We start from the raw sequence: 24,518 nt of genomic DNA on the forward strand, positions 1-24,518 counted from the left end.
GTTCTACCGCGAAACCGCTTCGAGGCGGGGAGATCCGCCGGACTAGCGCGTAACAGGCTCCCCCGCCGAAGCGTCGACCATCACCATGACGAAGCGCATTACCTGCCCTCTCTCCCGGCCGGACAATTCCCGAAGCGAACGCTACCGCAAGCCGCTCGGCAGTTCGAGACAATTTGACGGGTACCGGTGGGACGCAACCCGATTGACCGACACACCTCGCCTACCGAACAACCTCGGCAACGAATCGATCACCCCGCCGACGAGAGGGTTCCGGACGCCGTCGCGCCCGAGGTGAGGGCGTCGGCGACTATCCGCGCGACGGTTTCGGCGAGATGCGGTGTGCGAGCGGGGTCTTCGTCGAGCATGATCTGCCAGGCGAACAGGGGGCCGAGCAGCAAGACGTGCACGGTGGCCGGGTCAGGGCGTCGGGACAGTTCGCCGCGAGCTACGGCACGGTCGAGCAGAGTGCTGACGACGGACCGCTCGGCGGTGAGGTAGGTCTCGGTGAAACGTGCGTCCAGCGTTGCGTCGGAATGGATGTCGGCGAGGAGTCCGGCCATCACCCCGGCAGCGGTCCGGGCGAGCTGATCGCCGATCCGTGCGGTCAGCGCGGCGATATCGCCGTGCAGCGAGCCGGTGTCGGCGGGTGGCTCTTCGCGCAGGTCGTGCACCAGCACGGCGAAGATCATGTCCTGCTTTGTCGGGTGCCGCCGGTAGATCGCCGCCTTGCTCACCCCGGCACGCGCCGCCACGGCATCGACGGTGAGCGCCGCGTAGCCGTGCTCGGTCAGCAGTTCCCGCACCGCCACGGCGATGGCGTGATCCACGCGACTGTCCCGAGGCCGCCCCCCTGGTTGTTTCGAACTCGGCATGCTGGCATCATACGAGACTGACGGTATCGATACCGTCAGTCTCGTAACTGGTGGCCCACCCACCAGCGGCTATGTGTCGGAGGACCTGATGAAACTCATACAACAGCGCACCGCGCCCAACCCGACCGGCGTCCGGTCGACGCAGATCGCCGGGTGGATCGCGATCGCCTTCGGTGCGATACACACCCTCGTCGCCCCCATCGACACCCGCGACACCTGGTCGCTGGTCTTCTCCGAAGGGTGGTGGAACACCTTCACCTTGGACAAGGCCACCACGCTCGCCCAACTCGAACGCTCGGAAACCTTCTGGCTCACCCTCGGCAGCTTCGGCGTCCCGATCCTGCTCCTCGGCTGCCACCTCGTCTGGTCGGCCCGCCACCACCACCGCGTCCCCGGATGGATCGGCTGGCTCCTCGTCATCTGGTCACTACTCCTGATAACCGCAGTCCCCGCCTCCCCAGCCTGGGCCCTCCTCCTCAGTGGAGGATTGATCACCTTGGGCGACAGCCGAATTCTCACGGGGGGCGGTCGGGACGAAGCGATACCCAGCGCCACGTGACGCGATCTCGTGGACTCACTCAGGCCGCGACACCCACCCGACGGCTCAACTCGCGGACATCGTCGCGCAAGCCCGACGGTGGGTGCTTCAACAGCTCGTGCAGCATCTCCCGCGCAAATCCGTTGTACCGAATCGTCTCCGGCGCAGCCTCTTCCGACTTGTTGAGCATCGTGAAGGCCGCTGTCGCCTCGTCACGTTGCAGGTATGCGCGAGCGACCTCGATGAAATGGCGGCTCCGTCGCGGGACCGACACGATCTGGCCGGCGTCGAAAGCTGTCCCCTGTGCATCTCGGATAAGTCCGGGCAGTAACGCTCCCAACTGCGTTCGATGATCCGGGCTGGAATGCCTCACCTGCCACGCCTGCCGCAGTCGCTCGGAGAGATGCTGGGCACTCGACCGCGCTCCGGCCGCGACCACGTGATAGTCGGTGAACGCGGCCTGCACGTCGGTCAATGCCGCGTGCCGTTCACGGAACCGATGCCTACGCTCTTGACACTCATGGCGGCCACATCAGCAATAGCCGGACTCGCACTCGCCGGGTCCTACCGCGCACTGCCGCCTCCGATCGGCCGAAAACGCCAGGCGCCTGCAAGTGAGCCGAACTGCGCCCGGGAGCTTCTGTCCCGCAAGGATATTGAGTCACGAGTCAACTTGTGGCCCCATGGCTGGCCGCATGAGGCACCGGACTGTCCCTTCAGTGTTGCCGCCGCCCATCAGGTGATGCGGGGCATCGGGGGTGCAGCTTCGAGAACTGTCCGCGCAAGAGGGCCGCCTATGCGGCGTTGCGGGATGCGGGCAGGCTCGTCCCCGACCTCCGGGCGGCGCGGTGGTTGCGGTGATTCATATAGGCGTTCCGCTCCGACGGCGGTGTCGCCGATGATCTTGCCGGACAAGGATCTTCTGCTCGCGGCGTTCCGAGGGTTCCCGCATCGCGACCATCCCGTGTTGGATGCGGCGGGGGAACTTGCTGTACTCCACGAGCATCGCCTCCGTTCCCGGACAACCAGTTTCGACAACTTCGAGCGGGACCGAGCGAGACTCGTGCTGGAGATCGACCGCTGGTGTGCGCGGCACCTGCCCGTACCGCCCGGCGGTGCGCGACTGCATACCGAAACCGTCGGGCGTGTGGTGGATCGCCTGGCCCGGATGTCGGCGCAGGTGTACTCCCGGCTCGTTCAGGTGTCCGACAGCGAATACGAACGAGCGACAACTCTCAACGAACTCGCCGACGCCTACCAGGACCTGGTCGACGAACTGTCCTGCGGAATGCGCCGCCTACCGGACACGTCCGATAGATAGACACCAGACAACGATTTTTCGGAACGCGCAACCGCCTTGCGGCTGATTCGGGTCGGCTCGATCGATGCTAATTGTGGTGGGGTGACCGAATCGATGAATCTCACTACACCACAAACACTTTCGCTCGAACTGGTGGATCGGTACCGCAATCGTGGTTATGTGCATCTGCCCCGGGTGCTCGACGCGACGGAGGTGCGGGAGTGCCGTGCCGACGCCGAGGAACTGCTCGACCGGCAGCCGAAGATCTCCTGGGACGACGACGCCGACGGCAATGTCATGGACTGGGTCGCCGACCCGCAGACCATGAGTGCGTCCATGCGCCGCCTCGCCCTGCATCCCGGTATCACCGCGATCGCCGAGCAGTTGGCCGGGCGCCCGCTGCGGATGTTCAAGTCCGAGCTGCTGCGCAAACGCACCACCGGCAGTACCACCACGCCGCTGCACATCGACGACCCCGCGTTTCCGATCGACGGCGCACCGGTGACGTTGACGGCCTGGGTCGCCCTGGTGGACGTGCCGGTGGAGCGGGGCTGCATGAGTTTCATCCCCGGCTCGCACCGCTGGCCGGGCGGGACCCCGCGCGATTTCACCGATCCGTTCGACGCCCGCCCGGAGCTGCGGTGGTGGCCCCGGGTGACGGTGCCGCTGCGCGCCGGGGACTGCACCTTCCACCATTCCGCGCTGGTGCACATGGCCGGGGCCAACGCGACCGACGACGTCCGGATCTCACTGGCCACCGTCTACATGGACGCCGAGGCCACCTACCGCCCGTCATCCGAATCGCCCTATCAGGACGATGTTTCGGAGATCGAACCCGGTCGGCCGATGGATTTGGAGCGGTACCCCCTGGTCGGCACCTCCCGCTGACCGTCGCACCGGCCGCGCTCAGGCTTCGACCAGCTCCGCCGCGACGAACTGTGCGACCAATTCCGTTGCGCGGCGGTCGAAGTCGGCGTACTGCGCCTCGCGCTCGGCGCCGGTGGCGGCATCATCGAGGAGCAGATTGCCGTTGGCGTCGACGCGCTGCCTACGCTCCTCGGCGTCGGGGAGCAGGCCGACGGTGGAGTGGGCGAAACCGCAGTAGTAGGCGATCCCCTGGTTCAGATTGATATCCAGCATCGCCCGCATCCCGTCGATGATCTCATCGTCGCCCGCGGCACCCGCCAGGCCCAGCCACAGGATGCGCTTGCCCGCTAGCCGAGGCTTGCTGCGCCCGTAGGCGAAACCGTAGTTCCACACCCGGTCGATCCAGCCCTTGAGAATGGCGGGCACGGTCTGCCAGTACACGGGGAAGACGGCGACGATGACCTCGGCGGCGAGGATGCGCTCCATATGAGCTTGCGTCTCAGCGGAATACGGCTTCTCGCGATTACCCCAGTCCGGCTGATCCTCCACCGTCATGCGCGGATCGAAGCCCTCGGCGTGCAGATCGAGCACGTCGACGCGGTACCCCTCGGTCTCGAGTTGCGCGGCGGTCCGGCGGGCGGTGTGCGCGGTGAGCGAGTCGGACCGGTGGTGGGCCACGACCACGAGGGCGGTCCGGCGGGCCTCACTATGCTGCATTGGTTCTCTCCTGACTGCTGTCGGTCGATGCGATGACACCAGTAAATCCATGATCGGATAGATGATCCATGGGAGAAACGCTTCAATATATAGGAGATCGTCTACGATGGTGGGCGTGGATCCCTTGAGTTCTCTCCTCAGCGGCATCCGGGCCGAGGGCTCGGTCGTCAGCTACGCGGTGCTGGAGGCGCCGTGGACCATCCGCTTCGCCGACGACGCTCCGCTGACCATGGTCACCGTGCTGCGCGGCGGCGGCACCCTTCTGCTGCCCGACGGCACCGAGCGACAGGTCGGCGCCGGCGACACCGCCGTCGTGCGCGGACCGGAGCCGTTCCTGCTGGCCGACCACGCGGCCACGATCGGCGCCCCGCACACCGAGTACGAAATCGCCTGCTTCACAGAGGATATCGAGTGCACGGCCCAGGACCTGGGCGGCATCCGATGGGGCAACGATCCGGAGGGAGCGACCGCGCTGATCGTCGGCGCCTACCGCGCCTCCGGCCACCGCCACGAACGCCTGCTGCGCGCCCTGCCGCCGGTGCTGGTGATCAACGAGGACACCGAGGTGTGCGACTGGCTGGAGTCGGCCGCCGCCGACGCCGCGCTTCGGTCCGCCGGCTCGCAGGCGCTGATGGACCGGCTACTGGACTGGGCCCTGGTGTGCACGCTGCGCACCTGGTTCGAGCAGGCGGGCTCCGACGCCCCCGGCTGGTACCGCGGCCTGGCCGACCCGGTTCTGGCACCCGCCCTGCAGGCGTTCCACGGCCGACAGTCCGGAAGCTGGACCGTGGCCTCGCTCGCCGCCGAATCAGGCGTCTCCCGAGCACTTTTCGCGAAGCGCTTCACCGAGGTGATGGGCCGCCCACCGCTCACCTACCTCACCGAATGCCGCATGGACGAGGCGGAGACACTGCTGACCGACACCGAACTCTCCGTCGCCCGGATAGCCGAGACCGTCGGCTACGCAGACGCATTCGGCTTCAGTGCCGCCTTCAAGCGGCATCGCGGCGTGAGCCCCAGCGCTTTTCGCCTCGCCGCAACCGCCGAGCACCACGGCGAGCTGGTTGCCGGGCTGTCGAGCTGAGCGTCCCGGGTTTCACTTGCCCAGCGACTGCGCACCCTCCCAGGTGAGCCGGGTCGGATCGGCCACGACATTGTCGTGCAGCGTGAACGTTCCGGTCTGGCGCGGCACGTCCCGGTCGTCGGGGTTGGTCAGCTGCTGGGTGAAAGTTCCTGCGGCGGTGTCGAACTGCAGGAGGTGGTAGACGCTCTTGCCGTTCCAGTCGGCCGACGGCAGCGAGATGAAGTGCGCGGAGTACGTCGGCTCGTCGAAGTCACCGTTGAGAACATAAGTGCCGTAATGGTTCTCACCCGGTGACAGGATGGCGTACAGGCCGTTGTCGTAGTAGAGCAGCACCGCGTCGGGATACGGCTTGGGCTCGTAGAGGATTTCGTAACGCAACCGGGCCAGCCGGGTCGGCCTGCCGAAAGTGACGGGCACGGAGCCGGGGGCCGCACTGCGGGGCCGCTGGGCAACGACGGCGCCGACCGCAGTGCCCAGGCCGAAGGCCGCGAAGAGGCCGGTGCGGCTCATCGGCTCGCCGCCCGTCCCCCGCGCCACCGCGCACACCAGTCCAGGTAGCGATCGAGGTGATCGGCGGCGAAGATCTCGGGCTGCCAGTCGTTTCGGATGACGTCGGCGGTCCAGACGTAGGTCGGCACGGGCTTATCGTGCCCGATCAGCGAGATCGGTTGCAGCTGATACTCGTCGTCCTCGAAATCGTCGACCACCTCCCATTCGGCGCGGGTCAGTCCGTCGAGGATCAGCCCACCGGCCATCCGCCCCGGCTGCGCCACCAGGCCCGGATACATCCGGCCGGGCAGCGCCGCCACCCTCCGGTCGCGGGCCACGGCGAAATCGTAATCCGGTGTGCGCCCGATCAATTCCTCCAGCACGGGGCCGAATTGCAGGGTGCCGTACACGAACAACCGTTTGCCGACGCCCTCCAGTCGGGGGTACCGCTCGGCCGTCGCGCCATTCCGTCCGCCGCTCATCGCCTGCTCCACGCGGGACAGAATGTTCGCTGTCTAGTTGCCGCTCTCCTCGCCACACCCGTGCATCCCATGTATCCACTCTGCCGAACCCAGGCGCACAACCGGGCCGCAAGACGACGTGACCTCTCTCACTTTCAGGTTTACCACCTAATAACCGCATCCCAGCGAGCTCGAATCCGCAACCGCGACAAAGCGGCCGAAGCACCGATATCCACCGAATCGCACTACGGCGTCCCGGAAATCGACATACGCGCTGACAGATTGCTGACCCGCGCCTATCCCCGAACCAGCAGTCTCCCCGCGAACCACCAGCCACCACCGACGCGCACCAGACGTCGGCGCGAGGTACGGCTACTCGCCACTCCCGGCCACCGTGCCCGACAACCGGGCAAATGCCCCTGCATCGTGGGAGCTGAAGATCTCGACCTCGTCACCGTGCCGCCGGACGAGTTCACGCAACCGCTCGCGATTCTCGCGTTGCGCGGTCAAGTCGGCACCGAAGTACGGGTAGATCCGGTTGACTCTGGGCAATTCCGGCCGCGCCGGATCGATGTCGGCGCGGGTCAGGAACGAGTCCCCGGCATGCAGCACCCAGCCGCTGCCGGTGTCGACGGCCACGCCGACGTGCCCGCGGCTGTGGCCGTACAGCGGAATCACCACGAACTCCGGCGGCAGTCCGGACAGCTCCCGCACCGCAGGGAACCCGAACCAATCCTTGTCCGCGCCAACCTCGTTCACCTCCCACCGGGGTCCGTGCGCCCAGTGCAGCGGCCGATACCGCGTGCGTTCGGCCAGTTTCGGCGCCCGCGCCGCTCGCAGTTCCGGCCCGTGTACGTGCACCGACGCATTCGGAAAGTCCACCAGGCCACCGGTGTGGTCGGAATCCAGATGGGTCAGCACGATGTGGCGCACGTCGGCGGGGTCGAGGCCGAGCCCCTCGATCCGGCGGACGGCCGTCTCCTCCTCGCGCAGGGCAAGGCGCACCAGAAATCGGCTCGGCCCGACCATCCGCCTCGGATCCCGGACGCACCGCAGGCCGAATCCGGTGTCGATCAGCACCAGACCGTCCCCGGTCTCGATCAGCAGGCAGTGCGTGACCAAGCCGATATCGGCTGTGCCGCAGTTGAAATGGTGGATACGCATATCCGGCTCACCCCGCCGGACGGACGGTCGATCCCGCCAGTCGCGCGTACGCGGCGGGGTCGTGCGCGCAGAAGATGGTGATCTCGTGCCCGTGCGTGCGGTTGAGTTCGACCAGCCTGCGCCGGTTTTCGCGATACGCGCCCTGCACGATCGAGCCCAGCTCGTACAGCTGCCACATCAGCGGCGTGCGCGGCCCCGCCGGATCGATCTCGCTGTCCAGGAAGAAGGCGTCGCCCGCGTGCAGCAGCCAGCCCTTGCCGGTGTCGACCGCGACGCCGACGTGCCCGCGGGTGTGCCCGGGCAGCGGGACCACCAGGATCTCCGGCGGCAGGCCGGGCAGGTCGCGCACCGCGCGGAAGCCGAACCACTCGTCGCCGCCGTCCAATTCGTTGACCATCCACCGCGGCCCGTGCGACCACTGCACGGCCCGGTATCGCATCCGCTCCGACAGGGTGCGACCGGCCGTGGCCGCGCGGAACTCCGGTCCGTGCACGTGCACCGTGGCCTCGGGGAAGTCGGCCAGCCCGCCGGCGTGGTCGAGGTCGAGGTGGGTGAGCACGATGTGGCGCACGTCCGCCGGGTTGTAGCCGAGCCCCTGGATCTGCCGGATCGCGGTCTCGTGCTCGGCGAGCTGCGTACCGAGCACGAAGCGGCTCGGGCCCACCAGGCGCTTCGGAGTGCGCACACAGTCGAGCCCGAATCCGGTGTCCACCAGCACCAGACCGGCCCTGGTCTCGATGAGCAGGCAGTGATCGACCATGCCCATTCCCATACTGCCGCAATTGAGATGATGTATCCGCACGTCGAGAGCGTCCCAGACGCTCAGCCGCTGGTCAATTGCACTGGCAGCCGGTCCGCGCGCCCCCTGGGGCGACTGTGCATCCTCACACCGGGCCTCCATACGCCGAGACCGCAGCGGGGCCACGGCACGCCACATCCGACGGGCACGCACAATCCGCCACAGCCCGCGCGCCACCCACCGCAGCGGCGAGCCGTCTACACCGGCTGCTGCCCCCGGATGATCTCCGCGAGCTGTTCGTAGTCCTCGGTGCGCGCGGTCGACCCGCGGAACACCAAACCCAGCGTGCGCCCGGGCGCGGGCTGCGCGAATCGCGCGATATCCAGTGTGCCCCGGGCGGTTTCGGCCGCCACGGCCATCTCGGGAATGAGCGTGACGCCCAGTCCGCCCGCGACGCACTGCACCACGGTCGCCAGCGACGCCGCGCGGGTATCGCCGACCGAGCCCGGCCGCACCTCCTCCGATCGGCACAGGTCCAGCGTCTGGTCGCGCAGGCAGTGCCCCTCGTCGAGCAGCAGCAGCGGCAGGCTGTCCAGCGCCGCCGGGGATACGTCGGTGCGCCCCGCCAGCTCGTGCCCGCGCGGCGTGACCAGCACGAATTCCTCTGTGTAGAGCGGTATCTCGACGAGTCCGGCGGCCTCGCTCGGCACCGCGACCAGCGCCACGTCCAGCACGCCGGTGCGCAGGCCGTCCAGCAGGCGCGCGGTCTGATCCTCGATCACGTGCGGCACCAGCGCGGGCAACCGCCGCCGCAGCTCCGGCAGCAGCGTGGGCAGCACATACGGGGCAACCGTGGGAATGAGACCGAGCCGCAGCGTGCCGCCCAGGCCGTCGCCGTTCGCGGAGGCGACGAATCGGTCCGCGGCCTCCAGCGTCGCCATCGCTTGCGGCAGTAGCCTTTTGCCCGCCGCGGTGACGAGCACCCGGCGCGTGCTGCGCTCGATGAGTTGCAGTCCCAGCCCGTTTTCCAGTGATGCCAGCGCCTGCGATAACGTGGGTTGGCTCACAGATAGCCGGGCGGCCGCCGTGCCGAAATGGCGATACTCCGCGATCGCCACGAACGCACGCAGCTGTGACAGGGTGGGCTGATAAGTCTGATCAGTCACGCCTATCAGTCTAGTGCGACTGATCACCTTTACCTTTCATCACCCTCCGGGCAAGATCGACAACGCATGACCGAGTACTACCCACCCCGGCGGCTTCGCCGCCTTACCACCCCCTCGCACGGCATTCGCAGACAAACGAAGAAGGAGAAAGCATGGCCCTGCTGACCATCGGCGACCAGTTCCCCGCCTACAACCTCACCGCGGTGATCGGTGGCGATCTGTCCAAGGTGAATGCTCAGCAGCCCGACGACTACTTCACGCAGATCTCGAGCGACGACCACGCGGGCAAGTGGCGGATCGTGTTCTTCTGGCCGAAGGACTTCACCTTCGTGTGCCCGACCGAGATCGCCGCGTTCGGCAAGCTGAACGAGGAGTTCGCCGACCGTGACGCGCAGGTGCTCGGCGCGTCGGTCGACAACGAGTTCGTGCACTTCCAGTGGCGGGCCCAGCACGAGGATCTGAAGACCCTGCCGTTCCCGATGCTCTCGGATCTCAAGCGCGAACTGGCCGAGGCCACCGGCGTGCTGAACGCCGACGGCGTCGCCGACCGTGCCACGTTCATCGTCGACCCGAACAACGAGATCCAGTTCGTGTCGGTCACCGCCGGTTCCGTCGGCCGCAATGTCGACGAGGTGCTGCGCGTGCTGGATGCGCTGCAGTCCGACGAGCTGTGCGCGTGCAACTGGAAGAAGGGCGACCCGACCATCGACGCCGGCGAGCTCATGTCGGCCGGGGTCTGAGGAGTTTCGCTGTGTCCGTTGAGAATCTGAAGAATTCACTACCCGAGTACGCCAAGGACCTCAAGCTCAATCTGTCGTCCATCGCGCGCTCGACGGTGCTGAACGAGCAGCAGCTGTGGGGCACCCTGCTGGCCACCGCCGCCGCCACCCGTTCGGCGAGCACGCTGCGTGAGATCGCCGAGGAGGCCGCCGACACGCTGTCGGCGGAGGCCTACAACGCCGCCCTCGGCGCCGCCTCGATCATGGGCATGAACAACGTGTTCTACCGGGGCAAGGCCTTCCTGGAGGGCCGCTACGACGATCTGCGGGCGGGCCTGCGCATGCAGATCATCGGCAACCCGGGCGTCGACAAGGCCGATTTCGAGCTGTGGTCGTTCGCGGTGTCGTCGATCAACGGCTGCCAGCACTGCCTGGAGGCGCACGAGCACACCCTGCGCGAGGCGGGCGTCTCGCGCGAGGTGATCTTCGAGGCCCTGCGCGTGGCCTCGATCGTCGCAGGCGTCGGCCAGGCCGTGCAGACCACCGAGACGCTGGCCACCGCCACCGTCTGATCGCACGCACGAAAAGTGCCCTGCCCCACCACAATCGGGGCAGGGCACTTCGCCGTTCCGTACCACTACCCACCACGCACATCGGCCTCATCACCCGCCGTCCGGGCGCCCTAGCGCCCGGACGGCGGGTTTGCCGCGGGTAGGCTGCACAACCATGGGCACACTCGAAAGCGACAGCACGCAGGTCGAGGTGGTTAGGGTCTTCACCGATGCCGCGGGAAGGTTCGGAAACCCGCTGGGTATCGCCCGCGCCGCCGATGTCGTCGATATCGATCACCAGGCGCTGGCCGCCCGCGCCGGGTACAGCGAGACGGTGGTCGTCGAACCACCCGTCGAGGACTCCGCGCGAATGCGGATCTACACCCCGACGGTCGAGCTGCCGTTCGCCGGACATCCGACCGTCGGCGCCGCGTGGTGGCTGTCCGAGCAGGGCACGCCGGTGAAGGTGCTGGAGGTCCCCGCCGGGCCGGTGTCCGTCACCCCGGTCGAGGGAATGACCTGGGTGCAGGCCCGCGCCGAATGGGCCCCCGCGTTCACCTTCCACGAATTCGACGACGCCGAGGTGCTCGCGACCCTGGACCCGGCCGACTTCCCCGAGGGCAAGCACTACGTCTGGGCCTGGACCGCCAAGGACCGCGGCGCCGTCCGCACGCGGATGTTCGCCCCGGCCATGGGCATCGCCGAGGACGAGGCGACCGGCGCCGCCGCCATCGCCCTCACCGCCCAACTGCGCCGCAGCCTGATCATCACCCAGGGCGAGGGCTCCCAACTGTTCACCGAATGGGACTCCGACGGCTGGGTCCGCCTCGGCGGCCGCACCGTCCCCGACCACCCGGTCGTCGTCTGACCCACCTCCCCGCACCCGTTCCGACCGAACCGAACCCGTAATCACGCACCCCTTGCCTCCTCCCGCACCGGGTACAAGCGTTGCGACGGGCGCGAGAACGGACAGCGAGTGCGAAAGGCAGGCGACAAGTCGCCCAGGTTGCGGAGCCGACGCCCTCAGCTGGCATCAGCACGGCGGCTGGGGAACTCACGCACCCCTTACTCGCTCCCGCACGGGTTATATCGGCTGTAGCGGGTGCGGGAACGTGTACGAGGTGCGTGAATTGTGTGGGTCTGCTGGTGCTTCGGTGGCGGCTGCGGCGGGTGGGTCAGCCTGTGGCTGCGGCGAGGAGCATATAGGTGGTGCCGAGGTCCATGATGATGTGGGGGACGAGAGCGGCGCGGCCGGGTGTGTGCGGGAGGGCGTGGCGCAGTAGGTTTTTCGTGCCGGGGGTCAGCATCAGCACGGCGTCGAGGGTGAACAGGGCGGCCAGTACGAGCATCGGGATCGGCGGTGCGGCGTGGTGGCTTCCGTGCTGGTGCCCCGACATCGCCCACAGCATGGCCGCGGCCGCGATCACGTGGTAGACGAGCGGCGCGAGGTGGTCGGCCGCCGCCGTTCGAGTGCCCATCCGGCGCTGCAGGATCCGGCCCGCCAGCAGACCCGCGTAGACGACCACCATCGCGGTCAGCACACCCTCGACGGCCGCGGGCGCCGCCCCCGCGGGAAACACCAGCATCGCCAGCATGACCAGGCACATCAGCAGGTGTGCCGCATCCGATTCGCGGTCCAGCACCATACCCGAAACACTCACTCCCCCAGCGTCATCCGCACACTCCGCACCCGCGGCCAGCAGTCTCGCCGCCACGATCACGGCCGCCACCACGAACGCCGCCACCACACCCCAGCGCAGCGCGTCGTACTCCATCACGAAACCGCCCACACCCCACCACCTCTCGCCGACGAGCCGGTCACTCCATGCTCGCACCCGCCATCACAGAGCGGCCACCGTTCCACCGGGGCCACCACCGCCCCGGACCTGCCTCAGCGCTGCCTGTCCGAGCCGCTACCAATACAGACCGCCCCAACCCACGAAACTCATCACCCGACAATCCCCCGGCAGCGATCGGCGCACACCGCACTCCGGACGACTCCCGCTTGCACCCGGATCGCGGTATCGCGAGCCGCAGCATCGGATGAGCCCACGCCCTGGTCGGCCAACACGGCGTTCAGACGATGGACGCGCTACGGACCGATCTGCCTGCCGAAACTCGGCCCCGCTGTCCGGCAGCGCATGCCTCGGCGTGGACCTCGCGCACACCGGCCACCCGTCTTCGGGTTCCGGCATCGGCGCAGGTTGCGCACCGCTGCGGTACCGCTCGCGATCGATACGGGGCGTACACCCGCTACCGTGCCGGTATGCGAATCGTGCCGGACGACCTGACCTCGGCGGCGGTGATCGCGCTGCTCTCCGAGCACCTCGGTGAGATGCACGCGAACTCGCCCGAGGACAGCATGCACGCGCTCGACCTGGACGGGCTGCGTAAACCGGAGGTCACCGTCTGGTCGGTGTGGGACGGTGACCGGCTGGCCGGATGCGGGGCGCTGAAGGAACTCGATCCGACGCACGGCGAGATCAAATCGATGCGCACCGCCACCGACCACCGGGGTCGGGGCGTCGGTTCGCTGTTGCTGCGGCACCTCGTCGATACCGCCCGCGCGCGGACCTATCGGCGCCTGAGCCTGGAAACCGGTGCGCAGCAATTCTTCTCACCCGCACACCGGCTCTACGAGCGGCACGGATTCCGGCGTTGTGCCCCGTTCGCCGACTACCTCGAAGATCCCAACAGCGTCTTCATGACCCGCGAACTCTGACCGAGAAGTTCCTGCGTCGGCCGGGCGTCGATATCAACCCTCGATATCCAGCGACGGGAGGCGATATCGGCACCGGCCCTCGCGAGGGACCCGGACGGCCCGACCTCATCGACCCCCGCCGTCGGCCGTCGTATCCTGCGACGATGACGGCTGAATCGTCGCGGCCCAGGAACCGGCGGTTGGTCGCACCGGCGGCCGCCTCGATCGCCCTGGCCTGCACCGGCGCCCTCACCGATCCGTTCACCTGGCAGGCCACGACGCTGGTCGCGATACCGGTCATCGCGGTACTCGCCGCCGCGATCGTCCGCCCGCCGAGCCGCACACCGCCGGATCCGGCACTGCGGCGCGGCACCGTCGTGTGGGGCACATTGCTCGCGGCGGCGCTGGCCTGGGAAGCGTACGCCTTTGTGCGGCAACCCGATTGGTTACGCGCCAGCGCGGCGCACCCGACGCTGTCGACACTGCTGGACCCGGCGTTCGAGCAGGGGCCGGTGCGATTCGCAGGCTGGCTGGTGTGGGTCGCCGCCGGATGCTGGCTGGTGTGGCGATGAGCGAGCGCGCCGTCATCATCACCGGATTCGCCGTCCTGTTCGCGGCCGTGGCGGTCACGACGGTGGTCGCGCGAGTACGCCCGAACCTCCTCGTCTCTCTGGCGACGACGATCGGCTTCCTCACCCGAACCCGCTCGACCCGACTCACCGCCGTCGCGCTCTGGGCATGGCTCGGCTGGCATTTCCTGGCTCGCTAGCGCCCGGACAGGTCGCTGACCCGGATGCCGGAGGTCAGGTGCGATGAAGTCCGCAGCACCCGGCCCTCAGCCCAGCGCGCGGCCGAATGCCGCCGCCAGGTCGGCGACCTGAGGCTCGCTGATCACGAACGACGGCGAGATCTGCAGCGCGCCCTGTCCGGCCGCCCGTCCCGAAACGCCTTGCGCGCGCAGGGCCTTCACCATGGCCGGGCCCTCGGAGGGGTCGGCCAGCTGCACCGCGGCCACCGCACCCAGTCCGCTGCGCACCTCGGATACGCGCGGATGGGCGGCCAGTGGCGACAAGTGCTCGTGCAGTAGCGATTCCAGGTTCTTGCTGGCGTCCAGCAGATTCTCGCGCTCGATGATGTCGAGGTTCGCCATCGCCGCCGCGGCCGCACCCGCGTGCCCGCCGTAGGTGTAGCCGTGCCGGAACCACACCCCGCCGGAATAGAACGGCCCGGCCACCCGCGGCGCCACGAACACCGCGCCCATCGGCAGGTAGCCGGAGGTGAGTCCCTTGGCGGTGGTCATCATGTCCGGCTCCAGGCCGAAACGCGATGAGGCGAACCAGGATCCGCCGATCCGCCCGAACCCCGTGACCACCTCGTCCGCCACGAACAGGATGTCGTGCTCGCGGCACAGGCGGCGGACCTCGGCCAGGTACCCCTCGGGCGGCAGGTACACGCCACCCGCGCCGATGATCGGCTCGCAGAAGAACGCCGCGATCCGATTCGCGCCGACCTCGTCGATCAGTGTTTGCAGCGCCCGCGCGTCGTTCCATTCGACCGTGCGGGCGTCGGGCATCAGCTCGCCGTAGCCCTCGCGGTTCACGGCGATGCCGCCCAGCGCCGTCCCGGCGACGTGCATACCGTGATAGGCCAGACGCCTACCGACGATCAGCGTCTTCTCCGGCCGCCCCAGCTCGTGCCAGTAGCGGCGCGCCAGCTTGGCGGCGGTATCGACCGAGTCGGACCCGCCCGAGGTGAACATGATCTTGCTGCCCGGCACCGGCGCCAGCTCCGCCAGCCGCTCCGCGAGTTCTTGGGTCACCGGCGCGGTGAGGTCACCGAAATTCGAGTAGTGCGCGAGGTCGGACAGCTGCGCGGCGACCGCATCGGCGATCTCGCGGCGTCCGTGGCCGACATTGGTGAACCAGAGTCCGGCGGTGGCGTCGAGGTAGCGGGTCCCGGCCCGGTCCCAGATGTGGGCGCCCTCACCGCGGGCGACCACGAACGCGCCGTCACGTTCGACGGCCCCCATATCGGCGAACCCATGCCACAGCGCACCCATCTCAGGCTCCTCTCCGCACACCGGCCGGGCAGGGGTGTGGTTCTCCCGTGCCCGAGGGCGACCCGTATCGAAAAGCGCGAGCCAATTCACAGCTACACAGCCGTCGCGCCGCAGGTGTCGCGTCGCCAGACTACCTGCGTCCGGGACCCCCATCGCGCTCGGAGGTGACCGCCCCATCCGGTCCGGACAGGGCGGAGGAGTCCCGGCGGCCGAACATCACCCCCAGCCCCGCGACCGCGGTCGCCAGCAGGGCGAAGACCACCGCGAGAATCACCAGCCCGATCAGCAGCGAGATATATCCCTGCCCGCGCGGGTCGAGGAACGGGTACGGATACCAGTCGACGATCGCGCCGCGGACGAGGCTGTACACCCCGTACACCGCCGGATAGATCAGCCAGCCACCGATCAGCCTGCCGGTGACACTCAGCCGCGCGGGCACCAGCAGCCAATCGGCTACCAGCACGATCGGCAGCACCCGGTGCATGATGTCGTTGATCCACTTGTCGGTCAGCATCACGTCGATATTCGCCAGCAGCACCGCGTACACGACGCCGGTGATCAGGAGGTACAGCGCACTCGCGCCGCGCAGCAGTTGCCAGCGCCGGTCGCCGGGGTCGCGCAGGCCGCCGATCAGCAGCACCACCACGCCCAGAATGTTGGACTCGACCGTGAAATAGCTGAGGTAGTTGCCCAGCGAGAACTCGGCGACGCCGATATTGCGCACGGGAATCCAGACCAGCGCAACGACTCCCAGCACCCCGAACACGACGCGCAGCACCCGGACCCACGGCGGCGTCCCTGCCCTGGTGATCATGATCCGATCTTCCCACAGCAATTCGGGTCACCCACGGAACCACGGCAGACTCACGGCAACTCCCGAGCGCCAGCGCGGAATCGGCGACCGGCAACACATTCCGGGGTACTCGCGGCGTACGGCGGGTTCGCCCCGGCCTCGCGGGTCAGGACGGGCCCGCCAGCGGGTCCCGCCGCCCGAACCCCCGCACCCGATCACCCAGGCGGCGCAGCGCGGCGATGGTTGCGCCGCCCAGGGCGCGCACCCGAGCCCGGAGGAATGCCGCGATCCCCAGCAGCAGCGAGACAACCCGCAGGGCGCGGACCCACATCGGAGTTCCCGAACCGGCGACCATGGCCCGATGGTCGCATACCGATCGGTCTTCAACCAGCAGCGACAGGCCGATAGCAACCAACCGGTAACCTGCCCGCGGCGACCGGGACTGCAGGTCACGGCGCCGGCTTCGCTACGCTGGTTGCTGCAATGACCAGGACCGCCGCCCTTCCCCGCGAGCTCCGCACCCGCCTGTCCGATCTCTCGATCCGCGACGAACACCGGCTGCGGCGTCGGCTCGACAAGGCCCGCGGTGGCGATCTCGGCCGCATCGAGGCCGAGATCACGGCCGCCGAGCAGCGCGTCGCGGCGCGGCGTGCCGCCGTCCCCCGCATCGCCTATCCCGAGCAGTTGCCGGTCTCGGCCCGCCGCGAGGACATCGCGAAGGCCATCGCCGAGAATCAGGTCGTGGTGGTCGCCGGGGAGACCGGTTCGGGCAAGACCACGCAGATTCCGAAGATCTGCCTGGAGCTGGGGCGCGGCATCCGAGGCACCATCGGGCACACGCAGCCGCGCCGCCTGGCCGCGCGCACGGTCGCCGAACGCATCGCCGAGGAACTCGGCACCGAGCTGGGCGACGTGGTCGGCTACACCGTGCGCTTCACCGATCAGGCCTCCGAGCGCACCCTGGTCAAGCTGATGACGGACGGCATTCTGCTCGCGGAGATCCAGCGCGACCGGATGCTGCGCCGCTACGACACGATCATCATCGACGAGGCGCACGAGCGCAGCCTCAATATCGACTTCCTGCTCGGGTACCTGAAGCAGCTGCTGCCCAAGCGGCCGGACCTCAAGGTGATCATCACCTCGGCGACCATCGATCCGGAGTTGTTCGCGCGGCATTTCGGGGACGACGACAAGGACGAACCCGCACCGATCGTCGAGGTGTCGGGCCGGTCGTATCCGGTGGAGCTCCGCTATCGCCCACTGGCACTGGAGGTTTCGGCCCCCTCGGAGGACGACGAGGACGACGATCCGCGCATCGTCGATCGAGATCCGGTGGACGCCATCGGCGATGCGGTCACCGAGCTGCTCGCCGAGGGCGACGGGGACGTCCTGGTCTTCCTGTCCGGTGAGCGCGAGATCCGCGATACCGCAGACGCTCTGCGCGACCTGAAGCTGCCTCGCACCGAGATCCTGCCGCTGTACGCGCGACTGTCGGCGGCCGAGCAGCACCGGGTGTTCCAGTCGCACACCGGACGTCGCGTGGTGCTCGCCACCAACGTGGCCGAGACCTCGCTGACCGTCCCCGGCATCCGCTACGTCGTCGACCCGGGAAACGCTCGCATCTCCCGGTATTCGATGCGCACGAAGGTGCAGCGGCTGCCGATCGAACCGATCTCGCAGGCCTCGGCGCGCCAGCGCTCCGGCCGCTGCGGCCGCGTCGCCGACGGCATCTGCATCCGGCTGTACTCCGAGGAGGACTTCGACGCCCGGCCGCAGTTCACCGAGCCGGAGATCCTGCGCACCAACCTGGCGGCGGTCATCCTGCAGATGGCCGCGCTCGGCCTCGGCGATATCGAGAGCTTCCCGTTCGTCGAGCCGCCCGACCGCCGCGCCATCCGTGACGGCATCGCGCTGCTCGAGGAACTGGGCGCGCTGGCCCGCAAGACCGAGGACACGGCGAAAGGGCCTGAGTCCCTTCCCGATTCCGATGTCCGCCGGAATGACGATGCGGGCGGCGATCGCGGACAGGGCTCGGACGAGGCGAAGTCCGGGCACGACGAAGACGTCTCACCGCGATCGGGCAGGCGAAGTCGCCGCCGCCAGGAGGCGATGGTGGGCGATCTCGTACTCACGCCGGTCGGCCGCGAGATGGCGCAGATTCCCGTCGACCCACGCATGGGCCGAATGCTGGTGCAGGCCAACCGAAACGGGTGCCTTGCCGAGGTACTGGTGATCGTGGCGGCGCTGTCGATTCAGGACGTGCGCGAGCGGCCCGCCGAATTCCAGCAGGCCGCCGACGCCAAACACGCGCGGTTCACCGTGGAGGGTTCGGACTTCCTCGCCTACCTGCGCCTGTGGGACTATCTGCGCGAGCGCCGGAAGTCGCTGTCGTCCAACCAGTTCCGGCGGATGTGCCGCGACGAGTTCCTGCACTACCTGCGCATGCGGGAATGGCAGGACCTGCACGGCCAGCTCCGCACCATCACCAAGGGTCTCGGTTGGAACAGCGACGGCACGGTCGCCCCGGTGGACCCCGAGGCCGACGGCCTGCCCTGGGACTCCACCGCGATCCACCAGTCGCTGCTGGCGGGCATGCTCTCCCACATCGGCGTCCGCGAGGCCGAGACCCGGGAATTCCTGGGCGCGCGCAACGCCAAGTTCATGATCTTCCCCGGATCCGCGCTGGCCAAGAAGCCGCCGCGCTGGGTGATGGCCGCCGAACTGGTCGAAACGTCGCGGCTGTGGGGCCGGATGGCCGGGCGCATCGAGCCGGAATGGGCCGAGCGGCTGGCCGGAGATCTGGCGAAACGCAGCTATTCCGAACCACATTGGTCGTCCCGGCGGGGTGCGGCGATGGCGTACGAGCGGGTCACCCTGTACGGCATCGCACTGGCCGCCCAGCGCCGCGTCGACTTCGGCCGCATCGATCCGCAGCTGTCGCGGGAGCTGTTCATCCGCCACGCCCTGGTGCAGGGCGAATGGCAGACCCGGCACGAGTTCTTCCACCGCAACCGCGAATTGCTGGACGACGTCGCCGATCTGGAGAACCGGGCGCGGCGGCGCGACATTCTCGTCGACGACCAGGTGCTGTTCGACTTCTACGACCAGCGCATCCCGGCCGACGTGGTATCGGTGCGGCATTTCGACAGCTGGTGGCGCAAGGCCCGGCGCGAGAACCCGGATCTCCTCGATTTCTCGAAATCGACGGTGGTGAACGAGGAAGCGGCGCAGCTGGATCCGGCCGCATTCCCCGACAGCTGGCGCCAGGGCGAGCTGACCCTCGGGCTCACTTATCAATTCGAGCCCGGACAGGCCGATGACGGTGTCACCGTGCACATTCCGGTCGCGCAGCTGGCACATGTGCGCGCGGTCGGGTTCGACTGGCTGGTGCCCGGCATGCGCGAGGAGCTGGTGGCCGCGCTGATCAAGACGCTGCCGAAGCACCTGCGTCGCAGCGTCGTTCCCGCGCCGGACTTCGCCCGCGCGGCCCTCGCCCGGCTCACGCCACGCGCCGAGCCGCTGCGGACCGGCCTGGCCCGGGAGCTGTCGCGGCTGGGCTCGGTGACCATCGCCCCCGCCGACCTGGACCCCGCGGCGCTGCCCGACCACCTCCGCATGACCTTCGCCGCCACCGCCGCCGACGGCACGGCCATCGACCGCAGCAAGAACCTCGCCGCACTGAAAACCGCACTTGCCGAACAGGTTTCGAAGTCGGTGGCCCGCGCCACGGCGGCCGCCGAGCGCGCACCGGCGACGGTCTGGACCTCGGAATCACTGGGCACCCTGGAGCCGACGGTGCGCCGCGAGGCGGGCGGGCAGACCGTCACCGGCTATCCGGCGCTGGTGCCCGAGGACGACGGGGTCGCGGTGCGGGTGCTGTCGTCGCCGGGGCAGCAGGCCGCGGCCATGCGCGCCGGAACCCGCGCCCTCGTGCTGCGCGAGCTGCCGTCCTCGACCCGGGCGGTCACGGCCGGGCTGTCCCCCACCGATCGCCTTGCGCTCAGCCAGAACCCGTACGGCTCGCTCGACGCCCTGGTCGAGGACTGCCGTGCCTGCGCCGCCGACGAGCTGATCGCCGCGCACGGCGGACCCGTCCGCAGCCCCGACCGGTTCCGGGCACTGGTGGACGCCGTGCGGCCGCAGTTCTCGAGTACCGTCGCCCGGATCGTGCGACTGGTGGTGCCGGTGCTCGCCGAGGCGCACCGGGTGCGAACCGCGCTGTCGGGCACCGTGGATCGCGAGATCGGCGACGATGTCACCCACCAGCTCGACGAACTCGTATTCCCCGGATTCATCCGCGAGTTCGGCAGCACCCGCCTGCGCGAACTTCCCCGCTACCTGCAGGCGGCGGCCCTGCGCCTGGAGTCGCTGCCCGCCTCCGCCGATCGCGACCGCCGCGGCACGGCCGAACTGGACCGCGTGCACGCCGCCTATCAGCGGCTGCTGGACGCGCTGCCGGAGGCCCGCCGAACCGCCCCCGACGTCACCGAAATCTGGTGGATGACAGAAGAATTGCGAGTCAGCCTGTTCGCCCAGCAGCTCGGCACGCCGTATCCGGTGTCGGCCAAGCGAATCGAGAAGGCGATCGCCGCTGTGCGCGCGAACCCCGTCCGGCAGCCGTCGCGGCGGTGATCGTCCGGGCGCGGCGCGACCTCACTCCGCGCCGGCGGCGACGGTGTGCTCGGTGCGGTGGCGGCGCAGGTCGGCGATCTCGCGCTCGAAATCCTCGGCGGAGCTGAAGGATCGGTAGACCGAGGCGAAGCGCAGATAGGCCACCTCGTCCAGGTCGCGCAGCGGGCCCAGGATGGCCAGGCCGACCTCGTGGCTGGGCACCTCCGGGGATCCCGTGGCCCGCACCGCATCCTCCACCTGCTGCGCCAGCAGGTTCAGGGCATCGTCGTCGACCTCGCGGCCCTGGCAGGCGCGGCGCACCCCGCGAATCACCTTCTCGCGGCTGAACGGCTCGGTGACCCCGCTGCGCTTCACCACCGATAGGATCGCGGTCTCGACGGTGGTGAACCGCCGCCCGCATTGCGGGCAGGCACGACGGCGCCTGATGGCGGAGCCTTCCTCGGCTTCGCGCGAGTCGACGACCCGGGAATCCGGGTGTCGGCAGTACGGGCAATGCATCCGAGATCCTTCGTCGATGCCTGCATCGGTCTACAGCAACGCGGTCGCTCGTCGCTGAATGGGTCCAGCGCAATGCTGTTTCATATACAGCAACACCGAGGATACCCCCAGGACCTGGAAGAAGCCGGGGTGCACCCCCGGATAACCCCCGCTCAGGCCGTAACCTGCCACTGACTGGTGAGGTCGGCGATCAGGTCGGGCAGGCGCCGCAGCAGCCGACCGGCAGCCAGTTTCTCCGGGAACGGCTCCGCCAGCACCGGCCGGGCCAGGGCGGGATTCGCCTGCATCTCCGCATAGCGCGGCACCAGGTCGGCGACGATATAGGCCCACCGGGTATCGCGGTCGGCCCAGTTGAAATCGGGCATCGGCGTGCGCAGCGACATCCGGCGGCCGCCGACGTCGGCGGTCAGGGTGGTCGGTGCGTAGACACCCGGGGCCCGCACACCCGGAACCGCCGCCTTCCCCGCCACCGTGCTGACGTAGGTCAGGATTCGGCCCATCACGCCGCGCCCCTGCGAGGTGGCGTCCCACTGGTCGGCGATGATCTGATTCTGTTCGCGGTCGGTCATGCGCAGCAGCGCGTCGTCATATCCGGCCGCGGTGCCCCCGTCGATGGAACGCCATGCGGCGACGGCATTTTCGTCGAGCACCCCGGCTTCGTACAGCTCCTCGACGGCAGGCAGGCCCTCGGCCACGTAGGCCTCGTGCATCGGCACCTGATCGATGAAGATGTGCTTCTGCATGACCATCAGGCGACCCTGATACCAGGCCAGGTCGGCGGCGGTCAGCCGCGAACCCTCGGTGGCCAGCAGGCGCAGGTCCGACGGGGCCAGGTTCACCAGTTCAGGCGGGGTGTGCCGCAGCAGATCCGCGACCACGCTGCCCAGTTCGTGAATGCCCGGAACGCTGACGACGCCGCCGACATCGCTCATATCGAAGAATCCGGAGGCGAACGAGCCGCCCGCCAATCCGGCCAGCCCCGCCCAGTAGAACTCCGGATGCTGATTCGTCAGCCGCAGATAGTTCACATACACCTGGGTGAAGGTGTGGGAGTTGGCCGCCACGCCCCGCGCGGGCTCCCAGCCGGCCAGGTCGATGCCCGCATTGGTGGCCGCCGTGACCAACCAGTACTGGTGCAGCAGAGTGGCGTAACGGTGCGGCGCCACATGCGCCTCCCGCGCCTGCTCCACGGCCGCGCGCAGCGTGGGAACGTCCAGCGGCAGTGCGGGATTGAGCCCGCCCCCACCCGCTCCGTCACCGTTGACCGACGGTAGGTCCAAATACTCCGCATAGCCGGGCTCGGCCGTCACGGCGGGAGCCGTCACCAGTCCGAACAGCAGGCACACGAGCAGTGCCGCCGTCCGGGCGAGCGGGCGCAGCCCGCGGGTGAGGGAGGTGGGTCGCGTCATCGTGCATGCCCTCGAAATCGATCATCGGCGAGTGTCGCCCAGGTCACATTTCGAGCACAGTAGCAACCAGTTTCAGTTGCCGATCAACAAATTCGGCCACACACACTCCGCGACCGAGCGGCGATCACTCGGCGGCGGCCGGAACGATCAACGTCCGCCCCGGCGCCACCTCGGCGGCGCTCAAGCCGTTGAGTTCCACGATCTTTCGCACGGTATCGCGCACTGGATCTGCCGGTGCCACGCGCGCGGCCACCTCCGACAGCGACTCTCCCTCGTGGACCTGCACCACCGATGTCGACTCCGCGGCTGGAGCACCCGCGCGCAGCTGGGCCAGACCGAGCAGGCCGCACACCACCGCGGCGCTCACCAGCGCGGCGACCGCCAGCGTCGCGAAGCCCACCTGCGCCCGCTCCACCCGGTCGACCGCGTGCGGGCCACGCGACAGCTCCACCCGCGGACGCTCGTAGCGCACCAGCGCCGACCCGGGCCGAGTACCACGCGGACGGCGGGTGTCGCGTACGAGCCCGGTGCTCGAACGCGCGGGCAGCCGCCGCGGGCGCGGAACGGTATCGAAGCCCAGATCGGTTCCGGCGGTATCGAATTCGCTGACGGCGGTGCGCATCGGACAGACCTCCAGGTGGGTGTGCGGGACGGGAACCCTGTACGTGAGGAGACTCGGTATTCGGTTCGGGCGTGCGGTTCGGGAGACCCAGTGTTCGATCATGTGTTCGAAGAACTGATGTTCGATTTTTACCACGGGGCGCCGACAAAGTCATCACTTTCCGCGACATGCGTCGAACAGATGTTTGAAACCTGGTGGCGAGCGGACTACATTCGAAGCACGAAATCCGGTGAGACCCAAGACGAGCGCCCACAGGCCGGTGCACGGGGCGCACGGAAGACCCAGTACATCCATGAACGGAGGACGGCGACCGTGAGTGAGCTCGCGAGCGAACCGACGACACAGCGCGCCGCGCGCACGACGGAGCCGAGCGTCAGCGAGGTGCAGTCGTGAGCGAACGTACGGTGGGCGGCCACGACGACGTGGACGACCCTGTCACCGAGGCCGACAGCGCCGAATCACCCGGCACCGCGGCCGATCTCACCGTCCGCCAGCGCAAGGTGCTCGAGGTCATCCGCACCTCGGTCAGCGAGCGCGGCTATCCGCCGAGCATCCGCGAGATCGGCGACGCGGTCGGCCTCACCTCGACCTCCTCGGTCGCCCATCAGCTGCGCGCCCTGGAGCGCAAGGGCTTCCTGCGCCGCGATCCGAACCGCCCGCGCGCGGTGGACGTCCGCGGCCTGGACGAGACCGCGGTGCGCGCGGTCGGCACCGTGACCAACCTGCGCCCGATGGAGACCGAGTCGGGCGACCAGCCCGCCCCCACCTACGTTCCGGTGCTGGGCCGCATCGCCGCCGGTGGGCCGATCCTGGCCGAGCAGGCGGTGGAGGATGTGTTCCCGCTGCCGCGCGAGTTGGTCGGCGAGGGTTCGCTGTTCCTGCTGAAGGTCGTCGGTGAGTCGATGGTGGATGCCGCCATCTGCGACGGCGACTGGGTGGTCGTGCGCCAGCAGAACGTCGCCGACAACGGCGACATCGTGGCGGCGATGATCGAGGGCGAGGCGACGGTGAAGACGTTCAAGCGCGCCGGCAAGCAGGTCTGGCTGATGCCGCACAACCCGCTGTTCGAGCCGATTCCGGGGAACGACGCCCAGATCCTCGGCAAGGTGGTCACGGTCATCCGCAAGATCTGATCCG

28 protein-coding genes are annotated in these 24,518 nt (G+C 68.7%); 13 read left to right on the top strand and 15 right to left on the bottom strand.

Annotated features, from left to right (window positions below; all coding sequences use genetic code 11):
- Positions 1 to 248 precede the first annotated feature (248 nt).
- Positions 249 to 827 carry a TetR/AcrR family transcriptional regulator gene (locus NM1_RS31205; protein ID WP_068028118.1) on the bottom strand — a complete coding sequence of 193 codons (579 nt, stop codon included), beginning with the start codon at positions 825 to 827 and terminating at the stop codon, positions 249 to 251.
- Between the two features lie 133 nt (positions 828 to 960).
- Between NM1_RS31205 and NM1_RS31210 the strand changes: the two genes are divergently transcribed.
- The gene (locus NM1_RS31210; RefSeq protein ID WP_147289164.1) at positions 961 to 1,431 is read left to right on the top strand and encodes a DUF6463 family protein; all 471 of its coding nucleotides are present in this window, start codon (positions 961 to 963) and stop codon (positions 1,429 to 1,431) included.
- A 19-nt stretch (positions 1,432 to 1,450) separates the two neighbouring features.
- Here the strand turns inward: NM1_RS31210 and NM1_RS31215 are convergent, their stop codons facing one another.
- A complete protein-coding gene (locus NM1_RS31215; protein ID WP_068028125.1) occupies positions 1,451 to 1,885 on the bottom strand; it encodes a hypothetical protein in 435 nt (144 codons plus the stop codon).
- Positions 1,886 to 2,308: 423 nt separating this feature from the next.
- Between NM1_RS31215 and NM1_RS31220 the strand changes: the two genes are divergently transcribed.
- Together NM1_RS31220 and NM1_RS31225 are read left to right on the top strand one after the other, a co-directional pair.
- Positions 2,309 to 2,731: a DUF4254 domain-containing protein gene (locus tag NM1_RS31220; RefSeq protein WP_068028128.1), complete on the top strand. Its 423-nt coding sequence runs from the start codon at positions 2,309 to 2,311 to the stop codon at positions 2,729 to 2,731.
- A gap of 81 nt (positions 2,732 to 2,812) precedes the next feature.
- Positions 2,813 to 3,598 (top strand): phytanoyl-CoA dioxygenase family protein, encoded by a 786-nt coding sequence (locus NM1_RS31225; RefSeq protein WP_084520213.1) that lies wholly within the window; start codon positions 2,813 to 2,815, stop codon positions 3,596 to 3,598.
- Between the two features lie 18 nt (positions 3,599 to 3,616).
- Here NM1_RS31225 and NM1_RS31230 read toward each other — a convergent pair whose 3' ends face one another.
- Positions 3,617 to 4,294 carry an NAD(P)H oxidoreductase gene (locus NM1_RS31230; protein ID WP_068028131.1) on the bottom strand — a complete coding sequence of 226 codons (678 nt, stop codon included), beginning with the start codon at positions 4,292 to 4,294 and terminating at the stop codon, positions 3,617 to 3,619.
- 115 nt (positions 4,295 to 4,409) lie between these two features.
- Between NM1_RS31230 and NM1_RS31235 the strand changes: the two genes are divergently transcribed.
- On the top strand, positions 4,410 to 5,378 hold the full coding sequence (locus NM1_RS31235; protein ID WP_211339596.1) for an AraC family transcriptional regulator: 969 nt from the start codon (positions 4,410 to 4,412) through the stop codon (positions 5,376 to 5,378).
- A 12-nt stretch (positions 5,379 to 5,390) separates the two neighbouring features.
- Here the strand turns inward: NM1_RS31235 and NM1_RS31240 are convergent, their stop codons facing one another.
- The 5 genes from NM1_RS31240 to NM1_RS31260 form a co-directional block, all read right to left on the bottom strand.
- Positions 5,391 to 5,915, bottom strand: coding sequence for a hypothetical protein (locus tag NM1_RS31240; RefSeq protein ID WP_211339594.1), 525 nt, complete (start codon positions 5,913 to 5,915; stop codon positions 5,391 to 5,393).
- On the bottom strand, positions 5,885 to 6,349 hold the full coding sequence (locus NM1_RS31245; protein WP_114699882.1) for a gamma-glutamylcyclotransferase family protein: 465 nt from the start codon (positions 6,347 to 6,349) through the stop codon (positions 5,885 to 5,887). The genes NM1_RS31240 and NM1_RS31245 overlap by 31 nt, the downstream gene beginning before the upstream one ends.
- A 351-nt stretch (positions 6,350 to 6,700) precedes the next feature.
- A complete protein-coding gene (locus tag NM1_RS31250) occupies positions 6,701 to 7,492 on the bottom strand; it encodes an MBL fold metallo-hydrolase (RefSeq protein ID WP_068028138.1) in 792 nt (263 codons plus the stop codon).
- A gap of 7 nt (positions 7,493 to 7,499) precedes the next feature.
- Positions 7,500 to 8,258, bottom strand: a complete 759-nt coding sequence (locus NM1_RS31255) for an MBL fold metallo-hydrolase (protein ID WP_246011762.1) — start codon at positions 8,256 to 8,258, stop codon at positions 7,500 to 7,502.
- Positions 8,259 to 8,488: 230 nt separating this feature from the next.
- Complete coding sequence (locus tag NM1_RS31260) at positions 8,489 to 9,397, bottom strand: hydrogen peroxide-inducible genes activator (RefSeq protein WP_068028145.1); 909 nt, start codon at positions 9,395 to 9,397, stop codon at positions 8,489 to 8,491.
- A gap of 152 nt (positions 9,398 to 9,549) precedes the next feature.
- On the opposite strand from NM1_RS31260, the gene NM1_RS31265 reads away from it, so the two are divergent.
- The 3 genes from NM1_RS31265 (at position 9,550) to NM1_RS31275 (ending at position 11,535) form a co-directional block, all read left to right on the top strand.
- A complete protein-coding gene (locus NM1_RS31265; RefSeq protein ID WP_068028149.1) occupies positions 9,550 to 10,137 on the top strand; it encodes a peroxiredoxin in 588 nt (195 codons plus the stop codon).
- A gap of 11 nt (positions 10,138 to 10,148) precedes the next feature.
- A complete protein-coding gene (gene ahpD, locus NM1_RS31270) occupies positions 10,149 to 10,688 on the top strand; it encodes an alkylhydroperoxidase, AhpD family (protein ID WP_068028156.1) in 540 nt (179 codons plus the stop codon).
- Between the two features lie 154 nt (positions 10,689 to 10,842).
- A complete protein-coding gene (locus NM1_RS31275; RefSeq protein ID WP_068028159.1) occupies positions 10,843 to 11,535 on the top strand; it encodes a PhzF family phenazine biosynthesis protein in 693 nt (230 codons plus the stop codon).
- A gap of 307 nt (positions 11,536 to 11,842) precedes the next feature.
- Here NM1_RS31275 and NM1_RS31280 read toward each other — a convergent pair whose 3' ends face one another.
- Positions 11,843 to 12,457, bottom strand: coding sequence for a DUF5134 domain-containing protein (locus tag NM1_RS31280; RefSeq protein WP_068028165.1), 615 nt, complete (start codon positions 12,455 to 12,457; stop codon positions 11,843 to 11,845).
- Positions 12,458 to 12,933: 476 nt separating this feature from the next.
- Here NM1_RS31280 and NM1_RS31285 point away from each other — a divergent pair, with 476 nt between their 5' ends.
- The 3 genes from NM1_RS31285 to NM1_RS31295 all read left to right on the top strand — a co-directional run bounded on the left by NM1_RS31285 (position 12,934) and on the right by NM1_RS31295 (position 14,137).
- Complete coding sequence (locus tag NM1_RS31285; RefSeq protein WP_068028167.1) at positions 12,934 to 13,389, top strand: GNAT family N-acetyltransferase; 456 nt, start codon at positions 12,934 to 12,936, stop codon at positions 13,387 to 13,389.
- A 143-nt stretch (positions 13,390 to 13,532) separates the two neighbouring features.
- Entirely contained in the window at positions 13,533 to 13,940 is a 408-nt protein-coding gene (locus NM1_RS31290; RefSeq protein WP_114699880.1) for a hypothetical protein, read from the top strand.
- Positions 13,937 to 14,137 (top strand): DUF6186 family protein, encoded by a 201-nt coding sequence (locus tag NM1_RS31295; RefSeq protein WP_147289163.1) that lies wholly within the window; start codon positions 13,937 to 13,939, stop codon positions 14,135 to 14,137. The genes NM1_RS31290 and NM1_RS31295 overlap by 4 nt, the downstream gene beginning before the upstream one ends.
- A 66-nt stretch (positions 14,138 to 14,203) precedes the next feature.
- On the opposite strand, the gene NM1_RS31300 is transcribed toward NM1_RS31295, so the two are convergent.
- The 3 genes from NM1_RS31300 to NM1_RS31310 form a co-directional block, all read right to left on the bottom strand.
- Entirely contained in the window at positions 14,204 to 15,427 is a 1,224-nt protein-coding gene (locus NM1_RS31300; protein ID WP_068028177.1) for an aminotransferase family protein, read from the bottom strand.
- A 130-nt stretch (positions 15,428 to 15,557) separates the two neighbouring features.
- Complete coding sequence (locus NM1_RS31305) at positions 15,558 to 16,241, bottom strand: Pr6Pr family membrane protein (RefSeq protein WP_068028179.1); 684 nt, start codon at positions 16,239 to 16,241, stop codon at positions 15,558 to 15,560.
- A gap of 145 nt (positions 16,242 to 16,386) precedes the next feature.
- The gene (locus NM1_RS31310; RefSeq protein WP_068028182.1) at positions 16,387 to 16,575 is read right to left on the bottom strand and encodes a hypothetical protein; all 189 of its coding nucleotides are present in this window, start codon (positions 16,573 to 16,575) and stop codon (positions 16,387 to 16,389) included.
- Positions 16,576 to 16,703: 128 nt separating this feature from the next.
- Here NM1_RS31310 and hrpA point away from each other — a divergent pair, with 128 nt between their 5' ends.
- Entirely contained in the window at positions 16,704 to 20,852 is a 4,149-nt protein-coding gene (gene hrpA, locus NM1_RS31315) for an ATP-dependent RNA helicase HrpA (protein WP_068028185.1), read from the top strand.
- A 21-nt stretch (positions 20,853 to 20,873) separates the two neighbouring features.
- Here the strand turns inward: hrpA and nrdR are convergent, their stop codons facing one another.
- From nrdR to NM1_RS31330, 3 genes are all read right to left on the bottom strand, one after another.
- Positions 20,874 to 21,350, bottom strand: a complete 477-nt coding sequence (gene nrdR, locus NM1_RS31320) for a transcriptional regulator NrdR (protein ID WP_068028188.1) — start codon at positions 21,348 to 21,350, stop codon at positions 20,874 to 20,876.
- Between the two features lie 152 nt (positions 21,351 to 21,502).
- Positions 21,503 to 22,759 (bottom strand): hypothetical protein, encoded by a 1,257-nt coding sequence (locus NM1_RS31325; protein WP_068028191.1) that lies wholly within the window; start codon positions 22,757 to 22,759, stop codon positions 21,503 to 21,505.
- Between the two features lie 124 nt (positions 22,760 to 22,883).
- Positions 22,884 to 23,381, bottom strand: a complete 498-nt coding sequence (locus tag NM1_RS31330) for a LysM peptidoglycan-binding domain-containing protein (protein WP_169814352.1) — start codon at positions 23,379 to 23,381, stop codon at positions 22,884 to 22,886.
- Positions 23,382 to 23,471: 90 nt separating this feature from the next.
- Between NM1_RS31330 and NM1_RS31335 the strand changes: the two genes are divergently transcribed.
- Both NM1_RS31335 and lexA read left to right on the top strand, forming a co-directional pair.
- Complete coding sequence (locus tag NM1_RS31335; protein ID WP_147289162.1) at positions 23,472 to 23,774, top strand: hypothetical protein; 303 nt, start codon at positions 23,472 to 23,474, stop codon at positions 23,772 to 23,774.
- A gap of 29 nt (positions 23,775 to 23,803) precedes the next feature.
- The gene (gene lexA / locus NM1_RS31340; RefSeq protein ID WP_068028259.1) at positions 23,804 to 24,514 is read left to right on the top strand and encodes a transcriptional repressor LexA; all 711 of its coding nucleotides are present in this window, start codon (positions 23,804 to 23,806) and stop codon (positions 24,512 to 24,514) included.
- Positions 24,515 to 24,518: the final 4 nt, after the last annotated feature.

The sequence above is a fragment of the Nocardia mexicana NBRC 108244 genome (assembly GCF_001613165.1).
GTDB lineage: Bacteria > Actinomycetota > Actinomycetes > Mycobacteriales > Mycobacteriaceae > Nocardia > Nocardia mexicana.

Bases quoted from the DNA above. Each gene is read 5' to 3' on its own strand.
- NM1_RS31265 (WP_068028149.1), top strand. From the start codon at position 9,550: ATGGCCCTGCTGACCATCGGCGACCAGTTCCCCGCCTACAACCTCACC.
- NM1_RS31275 (WP_068028159.1), top strand. From the start codon at position 10,843: ATGGGCACACTCGAAAGCGACAGCACGCAGGTCGAGGTGGTTAGGGTC.
- NM1_RS31210 (WP_147289164.1), top strand. From the start codon at position 961: ATGAAACTCATACAACAGCGCACCGCGCCCAACCCGACCGGCGTCCGG.
- NM1_RS31220 (WP_068028128.1), top strand. From the start codon at position 2,309: ATGATCTTGCCGGACAAGGATCTTCTGCTCGCGGCGTTCCGAGGGTTC.
- NM1_RS31245 (WP_114699882.1), bottom strand. From the start codon at position 6,349: ATGAGCGGCGGACGGAATGGCGCGACGGCCGAGCGGTACCCCCGACTG.
- NM1_RS31255 (WP_246011762.1), bottom strand. From the start codon at position 8,258: ATGGGCATGGTCGATCACTGCCTGCTCATCGAGACCAGGGCCGGTCTG.
- NM1_RS31305 (WP_068028179.1), bottom strand. From the start codon at position 16,241: ATGATCACCAGGGCAGGGACGCCGCCGTGGGTCCGGGTGCTGCGCGTC.
- NM1_RS31250 (WP_068028138.1), bottom strand. From the start codon at position 7,492: ATGCGTATCCACCATTTCAACTGCGGCACAGCCGATATCGGCTTGGTC.
- NM1_RS31330 (WP_169814352.1), bottom strand. From the start codon at position 23,381: ATGCGCACCGCCGTCAGCGAATTCGATACCGCCGGAACCGATCTGGGC.
- hrpA (WP_068028185.1), top strand. From the start codon at position 16,704: ATGACCAGGACCGCCGCCCTTCCCCGCGAGCTCCGCACCCGCCTGTCC.
- NM1_RS31285 (WP_068028167.1), top strand. From the start codon at position 12,934: ATGCGAATCGTGCCGGACGACCTGACCTCGGCGGCGGTGATCGCGCTG.
- NM1_RS31310 (WP_068028182.1), bottom strand. From the start codon at position 16,575: ATGGTCGCCGGTTCGGGAACTCCGATGTGGGTCCGCGCCCTGCGGGTT.
- NM1_RS31295 (WP_147289163.1), top strand. From the start codon at position 13,937: ATGAGCGAGCGCGCCGTCATCATCACCGGATTCGCCGTCCTGTTCGCG.
- NM1_RS31300 (WP_068028177.1), bottom strand. From the start codon at position 15,427: ATGGGTGCGCTGTGGCATGGGTTCGCCGATATGGGGGCCGTCGAACGT.
- NM1_RS31230 (WP_068028131.1), bottom strand. From the start codon at position 4,294: ATGCAGCATAGTGAGGCCCGCCGGACCGCCCTCGTGGTCGTGGCCCAC.
- nrdR (WP_068028188.1), bottom strand. From the start codon at position 21,350: ATGCATTGCCCGTACTGCCGACACCCGGATTCCCGGGTCGTCGACTCG.
- NM1_RS31290 (WP_114699880.1), top strand. From the start codon at position 13,533: ATGACGGCTGAATCGTCGCGGCCCAGGAACCGGCGGTTGGTCGCACCG.
- NM1_RS31325 (WP_068028191.1), bottom strand. From the start codon at position 22,759: ATGACGCGACCCACCTCCCTCACCCGCGGGCTGCGCCCGCTCGCCCGG.